13 protein-coding genes are annotated in these 13,884 nt (G+C 68.3%); 6 read left to right on the top strand and 7 right to left on the bottom strand.

Translation table 11 applies throughout. From position 1 onward, the window contains the following. The first annotated feature begins 92 nt into the window (after positions 1-92). On the top strand, positions 93-575 hold the full coding sequence (locus HUK68_RS20920; RefSeq protein ID WP_175506444.1) for a GreA/GreB family elongation factor: 483 nt from the start codon (positions 93-95) through the stop codon (positions 573-575). 76 nt (positions 576-651) lie between these two features. Here the strand turns inward: HUK68_RS20920 and HUK68_RS20915 are convergent, their stop codons facing one another. After that, entirely contained in the window at positions 652-1,668 is a 1,017-nt protein-coding gene (locus HUK68_RS20915) for a zinc-binding alcohol dehydrogenase family protein (RefSeq protein ID WP_175506175.1), read from the bottom strand. A 99-nt stretch (positions 1,669-1,767) separates the two neighbouring features. Between HUK68_RS20915 and HUK68_RS20910 the strand changes: the two genes are divergently transcribed. Beyond that, the gene (locus HUK68_RS20910; RefSeq protein ID WP_175506174.1) at positions 1,768-2,697 is read left to right on the top strand and encodes a LysR family transcriptional regulator; all 930 of its coding nucleotides are present in this window, start codon (positions 1,768-1,770) and stop codon (positions 2,695-2,697) included. 58 nt (positions 2,698-2,755) lie between these two features. Here HUK68_RS20910 and HUK68_RS20905 read toward each other — a convergent pair whose 3' ends face one another. Next, positions 2,756-3,868: an S-(hydroxymethyl)glutathione dehydrogenase/class III alcohol dehydrogenase gene (locus tag HUK68_RS20905; RefSeq protein ID WP_175506173.1), complete on the bottom strand. Its 1,113-nt coding sequence runs from the start codon at positions 3,866-3,868 to the stop codon at positions 2,756-2,758. 278 nt (positions 3,869-4,146) lie between these two features. Here HUK68_RS20905 and HUK68_RS20900 point away from each other — a divergent pair, with 278 nt between their 5' ends. Beyond that, the gene (locus tag HUK68_RS20900) at positions 4,147-6,438 is read left to right on the top strand and encodes an FdhF/YdeP family oxidoreductase (RefSeq protein ID WP_175506172.1); all 2,292 of its coding nucleotides are present in this window, start codon (positions 4,147-4,149) and stop codon (positions 6,436-6,438) included. A gap of 7 nt (positions 6,439-6,445) precedes the next feature. Here HUK68_RS20900 and HUK68_RS20895 read toward each other — a convergent pair whose 3' ends face one another. Next, positions 6,446-7,081, bottom strand: a complete 636-nt coding sequence (locus HUK68_RS20895; RefSeq protein ID WP_175506171.1) for a cation efflux transmembrane domain-containing protein — start codon at positions 7,079-7,081, stop codon at positions 6,446-6,448. A 91-nt stretch (positions 7,082-7,172) separates the two neighbouring features. On the opposite strand from HUK68_RS20895, the gene HUK68_RS20890 reads away from it, so the two are divergent. Next, positions 7,173-7,592 (top strand): Cd(II)/Pb(II)-responsive transcriptional regulator, encoded by a 420-nt coding sequence (locus tag HUK68_RS20890; RefSeq protein ID WP_175506170.1) that lies wholly within the window; start codon positions 7,173-7,175, stop codon positions 7,590-7,592. A gap of 15 nt (positions 7,593-7,607) precedes the next feature. On the opposite strand, the gene HUK68_RS20885 is transcribed toward HUK68_RS20890, so the two are convergent. Further along, positions 7,608-8,546: a LysR family transcriptional regulator gene (locus tag HUK68_RS20885; protein ID WP_175506169.1), complete on the bottom strand. Its 939-nt coding sequence runs from the start codon at positions 8,544-8,546 to the stop codon at positions 7,608-7,610. Between the two features lie 165 nt (positions 8,547-8,711). Between HUK68_RS20885 and HUK68_RS20880 the strand changes: the two genes are divergently transcribed. Next, on the top strand, positions 8,712-9,143 hold the full coding sequence (locus tag HUK68_RS20880) for a DUF4148 domain-containing protein (protein ID WP_175506168.1): 432 nt from the start codon (positions 8,712-8,714) through the stop codon (positions 9,141-9,143). A gap of 22 nt (positions 9,144-9,165) precedes the next feature. Here HUK68_RS20880 and HUK68_RS20875 read toward each other — a convergent pair whose 3' ends face one another. The 3 genes from HUK68_RS20875 to HUK68_RS20865 all read right to left on the bottom strand — a co-directional run bounded on the left by HUK68_RS20875 (position 9,166) and on the right by HUK68_RS20865 (position 11,763). After that, entirely contained in the window at positions 9,166-10,095 is a 930-nt protein-coding gene (locus HUK68_RS20875) for an arginase (protein ID WP_175506167.1), read from the bottom strand. An 11-nt stretch (positions 10,096-10,106) separates the two neighbouring features. Beyond that, positions 10,107-11,156 carry an ornithine cyclodeaminase gene (ocd, locus tag HUK68_RS20870; protein WP_175506166.1) on the bottom strand — a complete coding sequence of 350 codons (1,050 nt, stop codon included), beginning with the start codon at positions 11,154-11,156 and terminating at the stop codon, positions 10,107-10,109. Between the two features lie 250 nt (positions 11,157-11,406). Next, on the bottom strand, positions 11,407-11,763 hold the full coding sequence (locus tag HUK68_RS20865) for an Lrp/AsnC family transcriptional regulator (protein ID WP_175506165.1): 357 nt from the start codon (positions 11,761-11,763) through the stop codon (positions 11,407-11,409). 391 nt (positions 11,764-12,154) lie between these two features. Here HUK68_RS20865 and HUK68_RS23460 point away from each other — a divergent pair, with 391 nt between their 5' ends. Further along, positions 12,155-13,843 carry a methyl-accepting chemotaxis protein gene (locus tag HUK68_RS23460; RefSeq protein WP_175506164.1) on the top strand — a complete coding sequence of 563 codons (1,689 nt, stop codon included), beginning with the start codon at positions 12,155-12,157 and terminating at the stop codon, positions 13,841-13,843. Positions 13,844-13,884: the final 41 nt, after the last annotated feature.

Raw genomic sequence — 13,884 nt, 5'->3', positions numbered from 1 at the left:
GCGCGCTGCCTCGCGCCGCTTGGCCTGGCGGCGCGTGGCGGCGTTCATAATCGGCCGTTGGTTCCACTGGTTTGAAATGCCTGGCTTTGATTATGGATAAATTGTGGCTGCAGCAGCAGGTATTGGAACGGCTCGCCGAGGACCTTCTGCAAGCCGAGCAGGCAGCGCGGGCGGCCCATGAAACGGCGATCCATGAAGAAAACATCGCCGAAAACAAATACGACACCTTGGGCCTAGAGGCCGCCTACCTGGCCACCGGCCAGGCGCGGCGCGCCGACGCCATCCGCCAGGCGTTGGCCCGATGGCGCCAGTTCTGCCCGCGCCCCTACGACGCGAGCCAGGGCATACAGCTGGGCGCGCTGGTCTGCCTGGTGGATGCCGACGACCGGCAGCAGCAGATCTTTCTCGGTCCGGTCGGGGGCAGCATGAAGCTGGTCAGCGGCGCCGAACGCGTTCAGGTCATCAGCAGCACCGCCCCCTTGGGCAGGGCCATGCTGGGCAAGTGCGAAGGTGACGAGGTATCGATACCGGTCGATCCCACGCAGCAGCGGTTCGAGGTGCTGCGGGTCGATTGAGAGGCAAGCACCTTCACGCCTACGCGCCCCGGCCGAAAAGCCTGGCGCGAAGGCCAGCGGCACGCACGCCGGAAGATCAGCCGCCAAAGCCTTCGAGCACGATCTTGCCCTTGGCTTTGGCACTTTCGAGCAGCGCATGCGCGCGGCGCAGATTGGCGGCGTTGATCGTGCCGAAGTTCTCGCCCAGCGTGCTGCGCAAGATCCCCGAATCGACCAACGCCGCGACTTCCTCCAGCAAGGCATGCTGCTGCTGCATGTCGGCGGTCTCGAACATCGAGCGCGCGAACATGAACTCCCAATGCAGCGAGGCGCTCTTGCGCTTGAGCGGCTTGGCGTCGAGGACGGCGGGATCATCGATCAGGCCCAGCCGGCCTTGCGGCGCGATGGCCTCGACCAGCTGGTCGAAGTGGGCGTCGGTGTGCGTGAGGCTGGCAATCAGGTCCACCTCGGCCACGCCAATGCGCTTGAGCTCGGCGGCCAGCGGCTGGCTGTGGTCGATGACCTCGTGCGCGCCCAGATCGCGCACCCACTGCGCGGTGTCGGCGCGCGAGGCCGTGGCAATGACCTTCAGCGCGGTCAGCTGGCGCGCCAACTGCACCAGGATGGAGCCGACGCCGCCGGCCGCGCCGACCACCAGCAGCGCTTGGCCCGCGCCGCCGCCGCGCGCCACGCCCAGCCGGTCGAACAGCAGTTCCCAGGCGGTGATGGCCGTGAGCGGCAGCGCCGCGGCCTGGGCGAAGTCCAGCGTTGCCGGCTTGTGGCCGACGATGCGTTCATCGACCACATGCAGTTCGCTGTTGGCGCCGGGGCGGGTGATCGAGCCCGCATAGAACACTTCGTCGCCGGGCTGGAACAGCGTCACGGCGCTGCCCACGGCCCGCACCACGCCGGCCACGTCCCAGCCCAGCACCTTGGCTTCGCCCGCGGCGGGCTGGGCACTCGCGCGCAGCTTGGTGTCAACCGGATTGACCGAGATCGCGCGCACCTCGACCAGCAGGTCGCGCGCGCCGGGGACGGGGTCGGGCAGGTCGATGTCGAGCAGCGCGTCGGCGCGGTCGATGGCGCCGGGGGCGTAGTAGGCAATGGCTTTCATGGGCAACTCCTGTGATGTATTTGATGGCTGCAGTATCCAATGCCGCAAAATAATGAAAAAGCCGCTCCTCGCAGATTTACTTTCAATCAAACTTTGAAAATGAAGGCGCTTGCCGATCTCCGTCTCTTTGTGCGCACGGCCGAAACCGGCAGCCTGTCGGCGGCCGCGCGCCTGCTCGACATCAGCCCGGCCGTGGCCAGCGCCGCGCTCAAGCGACTGGAAGGCGAACTCGACACGCAGCTGTTCGTGCGCTCCACGCGCAGCCTGCGCCTGACCAGCGCCGGCGCAGGCTTTCTCGCCTATGCCGGCGAAGCGCTGCGCAGCCTGGACGAAGGTACGCAGGCCCTGCAGGGCGAGCGCGGCGAATTGCGCGGCGAATTGCGCATCTCCGCCCCGTCCGACCTGGGCCGCAGCGTGCTGCTGGGCTGGCTGGACACGTTCCAGCGCCAGCATCCGCAATTGCGGCTGCGGCTGCAACTCTCCGACCGCGTGGCGGATGTCCACCGCCAGCCCATCGACATTGCACTGCGTTACGGCCCGCCGCCCGAATCCTCGCTGGTCGCCCTGCCGCTGGCGCCGCACAACCGCCGGGTGCTGGTGGCGGCGCCGGGCTATCTGGCACGCCATGGGGCGCCTGCGGCCCCCGCCGAGCTGATCGGCCACAACTGCCTGCGCTTCCTGTTGTCCGATGAACTAGATGCGCAATGGCGCTTCACCGCGCCAGACGGCACGCCAAGCGCCATCGAAGTCCAGGGTGACCGGGTCAGCGACGATGGCGACGCCGTGCGGCGCTGGGCGTTGCTGGGCGCGGGCATTGCCTACAAGTCCTGGCTGGACGTGGCGCAGGATGTGGGCGCGGGCCATCTGCATGTGCTGTGCCGCGCCTGGCGCGGCGAGGCATTTCCGCTGCATCTGGTCTCGCCCGACCGCCGCCTGTTGAGCCCCGCGGTGCAGCGCCTGCGCGGGTTCCTGCACGAATGCTGCGCCGCCATGCCCCAGCCGCCCGGCCCGAGCGCCGTGCAACCGTAAAAAAAACCGCCCGGGCGCCAGGCGCCACGGGCGGTTTCAGCAGCCGCAGCCGCGCGTCTTACGCGAAGTTCACCACCGTGCGGATCGACTTGCCTTCGTGCATCAGGTCGAAGGCTTCGTTGATCTCGGTCAGCGGCATGGTGTGGGTGACAAAGGGCTCGAGCTGGATGTCGCCGCGCATTGCTTCCTCGACCATGCCCGGCAGCTCGGAGCGGCCCTTGACGCCGCCGAACGCCGTGCCCAGCCAGCGCCGGCCCGTGACCAGTTGGAAGGGGCGGGTGGAGATTTCCTGGCCCGCGCCGGCGACGCCGATGATCACCGACTGGCCCCAGCCGCGGTGCGCGCACTCCAGCGCCGCGCGCATCACGTTGACGTTGCCGATGCATTCGAACGAATGGTCCACGCCCCAGCCCGTCATCTCGACGATGACCTGCTGGATTGGCTTGTCGTAGTCCTTGGGGTTGATGCAGTCGGTCGCGCCAAAGGTGCGCGCCAGCTCGAACTTCGAGGGGTTGGTGTCGATGGCGATGATGCGGCCGGCCTGCGCCTGCTTCGCACCCTGCAGCACGGCCAGGCCAATGCCGCCCAGGCCGAACACGGCCACGCTGTCGCCGGGCTGGACCTTGGCGGTGTTCTTCACCGCGCCCAGGCCCGTGGTCACGCCGCAGCCCAGCAGGCAGACCTGCTCGGGATTCGCATCGGGGTTGATCTTGGCCAGCGAGACCTCGGCCACCACGGTGTATTCGCTGAAGGTCGAGCAGCCCATGTAGTGGTAGATCGGCTGGCCTTCATACGAGAAGCGCGTGGTGCCGTCGGGCATCAGGCCCTTGCCCTGCGTGGCGCGCACGGCAACGCACAGATTGGTCTTGCCCGACTTGCAGAACAGGCATTCCTTGCACTCGGCGGTGTAGAGCGGAATCACATGGTCGCCGGGCTTGACGCTGGTCACGCCTTCGCCGACCTCGACCACGATGCCCGCGCCTTCATGGCCGAGCACGGCGGGGAAGATGCCTTCGGGATCGTCGCCCGACAGCGTGAACGCATCGGTGTGGCAGACGCCGGTGTGCGTGATCCTGACCAGCACTTCGCCCTTGCGCGGCGGCTCGACATCGATCTCGACGATCTGCAAGGGCTGGCCAGCGGCAAAGGCAACGGCGGCGCGTGATTTCATGGTGTGTTCCTTGGAATGGCGGGAAGAGAAAGCGGGCAGGCGGCGCGGATGCCACCGCGCTGCACGGGATGCAGCATTTTCCCATCTGTGCTGGGGCGCCGAACGCTAAAAACCGTTCGTGCCGAGCCTGTCGAACCATGAATGGCCTGTTTTCTGGTAATCGGCACTGGCTGGCGGGCCATCCACGCCCAGGCCTTTGCCGCCTTTTCCGGCAAAAGGCATATTTGTGCCAGATACTGTGCGGCAGACGCCGGCGATCACCGCCAGACAAGAAACCTATGGACAAGCAAAAAATCGAGTTCTATCCTGGCCCCGCGGGCGGCTGGGGCGCGCTGCGCAGCGTGAAGAACACCCTGCTGCACCACGACATCGCCCTCAAGGGCGCCAAGACGCTGCTGTCGGCCAACCAGCCGGGCGGCTTCGACTGCCCGGGCTGCGCCTGGCCCGACCGCAACCATGCCTCGAGCTTCGAGTTCTGCGAGAACGGCGCCAAGGCCGTGGCCGCCGAAGCCACCGCGCGCCGCGCCGGCCCCGAGTTCTTTGCGCGCCACAGCGTCACCGAGATGCTGGCGCAAAGCGACTTCTGGCTCGAGGACCAGGGCCGGCTCACCCATCCGCTGCGCTATGACGCCGCCAGCGACCGCTATCTGCCGCTGGAATGGGACCAGGCCTTCGCGCTGATCGCGCAGCAGTTGCAGGCGCTGCCCGATCCGAACCAGGCGATCTTCTATACCTCGGGGCGCGCCAGCAACGAAGCCGCGTTCCTCTACCAGCTGTTCGTGCGCGAATACGGCACCAACAACTTCCCCGACTGCTCGAACATGTGCCACGAGGCCAGCGGCAACGGCATGCGCGCGCAGATCGGCGTGGGCAAGGGCACCGTGACGCTCGATGATTTCGAGCAGGCCGACGCGATCTTCATCTTCGGCCAGAACCCCGGCACCAACCACCCGCGCATGCTCGGCGAGCTGCGCGCGGCGCACAAGCGCGGCGCGCGCATCGTCAGCTTCAACCCGCTGCACGAGCGTGGCCTCGAGCGCTTCCAGGACCCGCAAAGCAAGCTCGAGATGGCAACGCTGGGCGCCACGCCGATCAGCACGCATTACTTCCAGGTGCGCGCGGGCGGCGACCTGGCGGCCGTCAAGGGCATGATGAAGCATGTGCTCGAGCAGGAGGCCGCGCGCGGCGGCGTGCTCGACCACGCCTTCATCGCCGAGCACACCACGGGCTTCGAGGCGCTGGCCGCCGACCTGCAGGCCGAGGACTGGGCGCTGCTGGCGCAGGAATCGGGCCTGAGCGAGGCGCAGATGCGCGCCGCGGGCGAGGTCTATATCGGCGCGGGCAGCAGCATCGTCTGCTGGGGCATGGGCATCACCCAGCACATGCATTCGGTGGCCACGGTGCAGATGCTGGTCAACCTGCTGCTGCTGCGCGGCAATCTGGGCCGGCCCGGCGCGGGCGCCTGCCCGGTGCGCGGCCACAGCAATGTGCAGGGCGACCGCAGCATGGGCATCTGGGAAAAGCCGCCGGCCGCGCTGCTCGACCGGCTGGAGCAGGTGTTCGGCTTCGCGCCGCCGCGCGCGCCTGGCGCCGATACCGTCGAAGCCATCCGGCTGATGCTGTCGGGCCAGGGCCGCGTGTTCTTTGCGCTGGGCGGCAATTTCGCCGCCGCCGCGCCCGACTCCGACGCCACGTGGCGCGCGCTGCGCCAGTGCGATCTCACGGTGCATGTGGCGACCAAGCTCAATCGCAGCCATCTGGTGCACGGGCGCGAGGCCTTGATCCTGCCCTGCCTGGGCCGCACCGAGATCGACTCGCAGGCCGGCGGGCCGCAAAGCGTGTCGGTCGAGGATTCGATGAGCATGGTGCACCTGTCGGGCGGCATCAACCCGCCGGCCTCCGAGCTGCTGCTGTCCGAGCCGGCCATCGTCGCGCGCCTGGCCGCGGCCACGCTGCCGGCCAGCCGCACGCGCTGGCTCTGGCTGATCGAGGATTACGCGCGCATCCGCGATCTGATTGCGCAGGTGTTCGACGACTTCCACGATTTCAATGCGCGCGTGGCCACGCGCGGCGGCTTTCGGCTGCGCAATACCGCCAGCGAACGCGTCTGGAACACCGCCAGCGGCAAGGCTGGCTTCATGGCGCATGCCGTGCCGCGCGACACGCCGGTGCACCGCGCCACGGCGCGGCTGCCCGGCCAGCAGGTGTTCTCGCTGATGACCATGCGCTCGCATGACCAGTACAACACCACCGTCTACGGCATGGACGACCGCTACCGCGGCGTGTTTGGCCAGCGCCGCGTGGTGTTCATCCACGCCGACGATATCCGGGCGCTGGGCTGCAAGGATGGCGACTGGGTCGATCTGCTCTCGGCCTGGGACGATGGCCAGGAGCGCCGCATCGAGCGCTTCCGGCTCGTCGCCTATGACATTCCGCGCGGCAATATCGGGGCCTACTACCCCGAGACCAATCCGCTGGTGCCGCTCGCGGCCACGGCCATCGGCGCGGGCACGCCGACCTCCAAGGCCGTGCCCGTGACACTGCGCGCGCATACCGGCATCGTCGGCTGACAGCGACTCAGTGCGCGCGGACCGGGGCGCGCAGCTCGGCGCGCGCCTGCCGCAGCACGCTCCAGCCGCCGTGCAGCGCCAGCGCCGCCATCAGGCTGGCGACCAGCAGATCCGGCCAGGCGCTGCCGGTGCCGAACACGCCCAGCGCGGCCAGCAGCACGGCCAGGTTGCCGATGGCGTCGTTGCGCGAGCACAGCCAGACGCTGCGCATGTTGGCGTCGCCCTCACGAAACGCATACAGCATCCAGGCGACAGCCAGATTGGCCAGCAGGCCCAGCAGCGCGACCACGCCCATGGTCGCGGCATGCGGCACGCCGCCGCTGTAGAGCGTCCACAGCGCGCTGGCGAGGATGTAGACACCAAAGCCCAGCATGCACAGCGCCTTGAGCAGCGCGGCACGCGCGCGCCAGGCCAGCGCCGAGGCCAGCACCGCGAGCGACACGCCGTAGTTCAGCGCATCGCCGCCAAAATCGATGGCATCGGCAAACAGCGACAGCGAGCCCGCGCCGAGGCTGCTGGCGATCTCGACAAAGAACATCGCGGCGTTGACCAGCAGCGCAATCCAGAGCACGCGGCGCATGCGGCCCAGGTTTTGTACGCGGTCGGGTTGCGGGGTTTCGTGGCTGCAGCAGTGGCTGGACATGGGTTCTCCTGAAGTGAATGGCGCTATTCAAAACCCTGTAGCTGCTACAGTGTCAAGCCTCCATTGCAAATCGACTTCAAAGACCGCTGCCATGCAGATCAAGCAACTCGCGCGCGCCACCGGCGTCGATGTCGAAACCATCCGCTTCTACGAAAAGCAGGGCCTGTGGCCCGAGCCGGCGCGGCTGGCGAACGGCTACCGCGACTACGCGCCGCTGCATCTGGAGCGGCTGGCCTTCATCCGCCACTGCCGCGCGCTTGACATCCCGCTGCCTGATGTGCGCCGCCTGCTCGAAGCCATCGATGCACCGCGCGCGGCCTGCGTCGATGTGGAGGAACTGGTCGACGCGCAGCTGGCGCGCGTGCGCGCGCGGCTGCAAAGCATGCAGGCGCTGGAGCGGCAATTGCTGCAGCTGCGCAGTGCCTGCAGCGGTGAGCATGCGCACCAGGGCTGCGGCATTCTCAAGGAACTGGTGGCTGCCGCGCATGGCGAGGCCTGCGTCTGCCATTGACGCCGGTCGCGGGCCTCAGCAGCCGCGCGCCGCGCAGGCCTGCAAGGCGCTGCTGGCCTGCTCGCGCGCCTGCTCGACCAGGTAGTCGAGAAACACGCGCGTGCGCTGCGGGATGAACTTGCGGCTGGGCAGGGCCGCATACATCATCAGCCGGCCCGTGATCCAGGGACTGAGCACGCGCACCAGTTCGCCGCGCGCCAGCCAGGGCACGACGGTGTCCATGGCCACCGAGGTGATGCCCGCGCCATCGAGCGCCGCGCGCAGCAGCGTGTCGGTGTGGTTGGCGGCAATCACCGGCGTCACGGCAATCTCGCGCAGCGTGGCCGGGTCGCTCTCACGCCACATGCGCCAGGCGCGCACACGGCCGGTGGCTGGCTTGAGGCGCAGGCAGTCGTGCTGCAGCAAGTCCTCGGGCTGCGCCGGCGTGCCGCGGCGCTGCAGGTAGCCGGGCGACGCCACCAGGATGGCCTCGGTTTCAATCACCTTGCGCGCCACGATCTCGCCATTGAAGCTTTCATCGGCGCCCATCAGCGTGATGTCGAACTCCTCGAACGGCGGTTCGTTGCTTGACTCGACCTCGATGTCGAACGCGATCTTCGGATAGCGCTGGCGAAAGCCGGCCAGCAGCGGCCCGAGCACATAGCTGGCCAGCACCGGCGGCGCGTGCACGCGCAGCAGGCCTTCGAGCTCGGTGCTCTGCGAGCGCGTCACGGCGTCGGCTTCGTCGATGTCCTGCAGGATGTTGCGCACGCGGCTCAGATAGCTCTGGCCGGCCTCGGTCAGCGCCAGCCGGCGCGTCGAGCGCTGCAGCAGGCGCGTGCCCAGGTGGTCCTCGAGATCGGCCACGAGCCGCGTGACCACGGGCGCCGACAGGTCCAGGGAGCGTGCCGCCGCGGCAAAGCCGCCTTCGTTGACCACGCGCTCGAACACCCGCATTGACAGCAGACGGTCCATGTTCACTCCCGGTAGATAAAGCCGGGATTATTCCATTTTTGGAAACACACGAATTCCTTTTGCGCTGTTTATCTTTGATCGGGGAAATTTTAAAGTTCACTCCATGGACGGGGCAGCAGCAGCTGTCCATCCACCTCCAACAACAAAGCACAAGGAACCCAGATCATGAAAAGCACTGCAATGTCCGTTCTCGCCATCACTTTCGCCGCCTGGACCGCGGGCTCGGCAATGGCCGCCGACACCCAGGCGCCGCTGACGCGCGCGCAGGTCAACGCCGAACTGGCCCAGGCGCAGCGCAATGGCGAGCTGCTGGCCAACCAGGAATCCGGCCTCAAGGCCAGGGACGTCGCGCCGGGCAACTATCCCGCCCAGGCCGTGGCCGGCAAGACACGCGCCCAGGTCATTGCCGAGCTGGCCGAAGCCCAGCGCCTGGGCGAGATTCCCGTCGATGGCGTGAGCGGCCTCAAAGCCAACCAGCTCGCACCCGGCAACTACCCCGCGCAGCCGGCGGCGGCGGGCTTGAGCCGCGACCAGGTGCAGGCCGAACTGGCCGCGGCCATGCGCAGTGGCGTGGTGCCGGTGCACGAAAGCATCTGAGCGCGCGCTGGCAGGGGTTGGCTCACGCCGGCCGCGCCGCCAGGGCCGCGCTGGCCGCCGTGGCTGGCACGCCCAGGCCGGCCACCGCCAGCGCGATCACGGCGCGCGCGGTCTGGCCGCCGAAGTCGTGCAGCGGGTTGTATTCAACGATCTCCAGGCCGACCAAGCGCGGATCGCCGTGGCAGCTGCGCAGCGCGGCCATGGCCTCGGCCAGCGCAATGCCATGCGCGACCGGCGTGCCCGTGGCCGGCGCATCGCCCGGATCGAGCCCGTCGATGTCGAGGCTCACGCCCCAGCCCGCGCAGCCGGCCGTCACCGCGGCCCGGGCCTGCGCAAAGCAGTCCTCGAAGCCGCGCCGCGCCACTTCCTCCATATAGATCACCTGCACGCCCAGCGATTCGAGCAATTGGCGCTCGGCGCTTTCATAGCTGCGCGCGCCAATGATGGCCAGGTTTTCCGGGCGGATCTTGCCGCTCCAGCCAAACAATTGCGTCAACGCGGCGCTGCCATGGCCCAGCAGCGCCGCCAGCGGCATGCCGTGCGGGGCATTGGACTCGGAGGACTCGGGCGTGTGGGCGTCGAGGTGCGCGTCGACCCAGATCAGCCCAAGCCGGCCATGCGGGCGCAGCGCCTGCGCCATGCCGCTCCAGCTGCCCACCGCGCAGGAATGGTCGCCGCCCAGCACCAGCAGCTGTGCGCCGGTCAGCGCCAGCGGCGCCACCGCTTCGGCCAGCGCCTGGTTGAAGCGCGCCACGGTGTCCATGCGGTCGGTGGCCTGCAGTGGATCGGAAGTGACCATGGTGCGGGCGCCGACTTCGCAGCCCGAATCGCTCAGCGCCTGCGCCAGGCCCGCGGCCAGCAGCGCGCTGGCGCCGTATTTGCAGCCGCCGTCGCGCGCGCCCTCGCCAATCGCGGCGCTGACGATCTCGACCGGCCGGGGTGTGTGCAGCATGGCATGCCTCCTCAATCGGCCAGCGCGAACGCCGCGGGGCGGCCCAGCGCGCAGCCATACAAGTCCTTGGGGTCGCGCAGGCGCGGCACGAGGTCGAGTTGCTGTCCCAGCTCCAGCGTGTCGGCCAGCTGCTGCAGGTAGCGCAGCGCCGACAGGTCCTCGAGCGCAAAGCCCACCGAATCAAACAGCGTGATGTCGCCGTCGCCAGTCCGGCCGCCGCCGTGCTGCAGCAGCTGCCACAGCTCCTGCACCGGAAAATCCGCGGGCATCTGCTGAAGCTCGCCTTCGATGCGCGTCTGCGGCGCATACTCGACCACCACCGTGGCGCGCTCCAGGATGCGCGCATCGAGCTCGGTCTTGCCCGGGCAGTCGCCGCCCACGGCGTTGAGATGCATGCCCGGCTGCACCATGTCGTCGTCAAGAACCTGCGCCCGCGCCTTGTCGGCCGTGATGGTGGTGACGATATCGGCGCCGGCCACGGCTTCGCGCACCGAGGCCATGGCACGCACCTGCACGCGGCGCGCCTGAATGTACGGCGCCAGATTGGCCTGCAGGCGTTCGGTGGCCTTGCGGTCGACGTCGAAGGCGCGGATTTCGTCGATGCCCAGCGCCGCCATGAAGGCAATGGCCTGGAACTCGCTTTGCGCGCCATTGCCGATCAGCGCCATGCGGCGGCTGCCGGGGCGCGCCAAGCAGCGCGCCGCCACGACCGAAGTCGCGGCGGTGCGCAGTGCGGTGGTGATGGTCAGCTCGCTGAGCAGCAGGGGATAGCCGGTGGCGACCTCGGCGAGCATGCCAAAGGCCATGACGGTGGGCAGCCGGCGCAGCGGATTGCGCGGATGGCCGTTGACATACTTGAACGCAAACAGCTTTTCATCCGAAACCGGCATCAGCTCGATGACACCCACGCGCGAGTGGTGGGCGCTGCGCGCGCACTTCTCGTAATGGTTCCAGCGCAGGAAGTCCTCGCGGATGAAACCGGCCATCTGCGCCAGCATGGTCTCGGCGCCGATCTCGGCCAGCATGCGCTGCAGCTCGGCCACGCCCAGGTACTTGGTCATGTCATGCCCTCCGTGTCGTATGCCGCGCCGCGGCCACACCCCAGTCTATGGCGCGGGCGCATGCGGCAAACGCGCAAATGCGCCACCTGCGCCGCCGAAACGGCTGAAAGCATGGCCGGGCTCAGCCCCTTCGGCGCGCTGCGGGCGGCAGCGGAAAGCCGCTGAACTCCTTCACCGTCTTGAGTTCGGTGCTGGTGACGATCTTCTCTATGCCCAGCTGCGGGTGCTCGAGCCAGGCATTGGTCAGTGCCTAGTAATGCGCCAGGTCGCGGCAGCAAAACCGCAGCAGGTAGTCAAAGCGCCCGCTGACCAGATGGCAGGCCAGCACCTCGGGGCAGGCCGCCGCGTGCCGCTCGAACAGGCGCACGGCCTCGGGCCGCTGGTCCTTGAGCGCCACTTCCGCGAACACCGCGACATGCGCGCCCAGCAGCGCCCGGTCGAGCACGGCGTGGTAGCCGCGCAGGTGGCCGTGCTTTTCCAGCGCACGGATGCGCGCCAGCGTCGCGCGCGGCGACAGGTTGACGATTTCCGCGACCGCGCGCGCGCTGGCACGGCCATGTGCTTGCAGGTGCGCGAGGATCCGATAGTCGGTCGGGTCAGGTGGCATTGTCGCCCTCCATGCAGCTTGTAGGCCCGCTGCCAGCTTAGCAGCCGCGGCGCCGGCGGCGCAAAGCACTGCACAGATATGTGGCTAGGGCGCGCCGACCCTTGTTCGCGGCGCCATCCTACAGGAATGACTATCGCGTTCCAACGTGGGCCTAGATGCGTGCTTTAGACTTGTAACAGTTGTTATTTTGTGGAAATTTTCAGTGCAATCAGTTACTCGTATCTAAACCTTCGCATGGGCGCAGCAGCTCCGACCTTTGCCCGGTCGTGGCCGCCAACAAGCCTGTCATTCGAGTACCCGTTTCATTGCCGGCGGCCATAAGCCGGCCGCTGCCGGCCGCGCTGCGCCATGCGCCGCGCGCCTGCGCCTCCCCTCCTTAGGACCCCCACCCATGAACCGATTCAAAATTTCGTCACGCCTGATCGTGGCGTTCAGCATCATGGTGCTGCTGCTCATCGCGCTGGCCGGCATCGGCCTGTGGCGCTCCGCGCAGCAGCGCGCCGAGCTCACCGATGTGCTGCAGCGCCGGGCCGTGCTGAGCAAATCCCTGAACATCGTTTTCGACCAGGTCAACGAAGAAGCCATCCTGGTGCGCAACCTGGCGCTGTTCAGCTCCAGCGCCACGCAGCAGTCCTGGCTCGAGCGCATTGCCGCGGGCAAGCGCCAGGTCGAGGAGCAGTTCAAGACCATTGACACCCTGGTCGACACGCGCGAAGGCCAGGCCATGCTGGCAAAGATGAAAGCCTCGCGCGCGGCCTTCGTGGCTGCGGGTGACCAATACCTGGCATTGCTGCAGCAGGGGCGCCGCGATGAGGCCATGGTGCTGCTCGAGGACAGCTACCGCACGGCGCAGCGCGCCTACCATGGCGACATCCAGGAAGAGCTGGCGCTGCAGGAAGGCCTGGCCAAGCAGGCCGGCGAGCGTGCCGAGGCCAGCGGCGCGGCGCTGCAGCGCGACATCCTGATCGCTGCCGTCGTCGCGGTGCTGGCGGCCATCGTGCTGGCGCTGGGCATCATCGGCTCCATCATCGGCCCGCTGCGGCGCGCGGTGGCGGTCTGCGAGCGCATTGCCGGCGGCGATCTGAGCGCCGAGATCGAGGTCCATTCCCAGGACGAAACCGGACAGCTGCTGCGTGCCATGCAGCAGATGCAAAGCAGCCTGGCCGCCACGGTCGGCCTGGTGCGGCGCAATGCCGAAGGCGTGGCCTCGGCCAGCGTGCAGATTGCCTCGGGCAACAACGACCTGTCGGCACGCACCGAAGAGCAGGCCGCGGCGCTGGAGCAGACCGCTTCCTCGATGGAGGAACTGGGCTCGACCGTGCGCCAGAACGCCGAGCATGCGCGCACCGCCAACGAACTGGCGGTGCAGGCATCGACGGTGGCCGCGCAAGGCGGGGAGGTGGTGGCCGAGGTCGTCGACACCATGAAGAGCATCAACGCCAGCAGCGCACGCATTGCCGACATCATCTCGGTGATCGACGGCATTGCCTTCCAGACCAACATCCTCGCGCTCAACGCCGCCGTCGAGGCGGCGCGCGCGGGCGAGCAGGGCCGCGGCTTTGCGGTGGTAGCCGGCGAAGTGCGCAGCCTGGCGCACCGCAGCGCCGAGGCGGCCAAGGAGATCAAGGGCCTGATCACCGCGAGCGTCGAGCGCGTCGAGCAGGGCAGCGCGCTGGTGGACAAGGCCGGCGCGACGATGACGCAAGTGGTCAAGGCGATCCGCAACGTGACCGACATCATGGGCGAGATCAGCGCCGCCAGCAGCGAGCAGAGCGCGGGCGTGGGCCAGGTTGGCGAGGCCGTCACACAGATGGACCAGGCCACGCAGCAGAATGCGGCGCTGGTCGAGGAAATGGCCGCGGCCGCGAGCGCGCTCAATGTGCAGGCCGGCGAGCTGGTCAAGGCCATGGCGGTGTTCACGCTGGGCGCGGGCCAGTCCGGCAACGCGGCTGGCACGCCCGTGGCCGCCTTGCGCACGCCGGCCCATGCCGCGGGCAAGCGCCCGGCCACGCCGCCTGCACGCCTCGAAGCCGCCAGCCGCAAGCCTGATGCCGGCGCGAGCGACTGGGAAAGTTTCTAAGCCACAGCGCCGGGCCCGCCCCGGCGCTTTTTCTTGGCTGC

Source organism: Comamonas antarctica (assembly GCF_013363755.1).
Taxonomy (GTDB): Bacteria; Pseudomonadota; Gammaproteobacteria; order Burkholderiales; family Burkholderiaceae_C; genus Comamonas; species Comamonas antarctica.
This window is presented reverse-complemented; position numbering and strand designations above follow the sequence as displayed.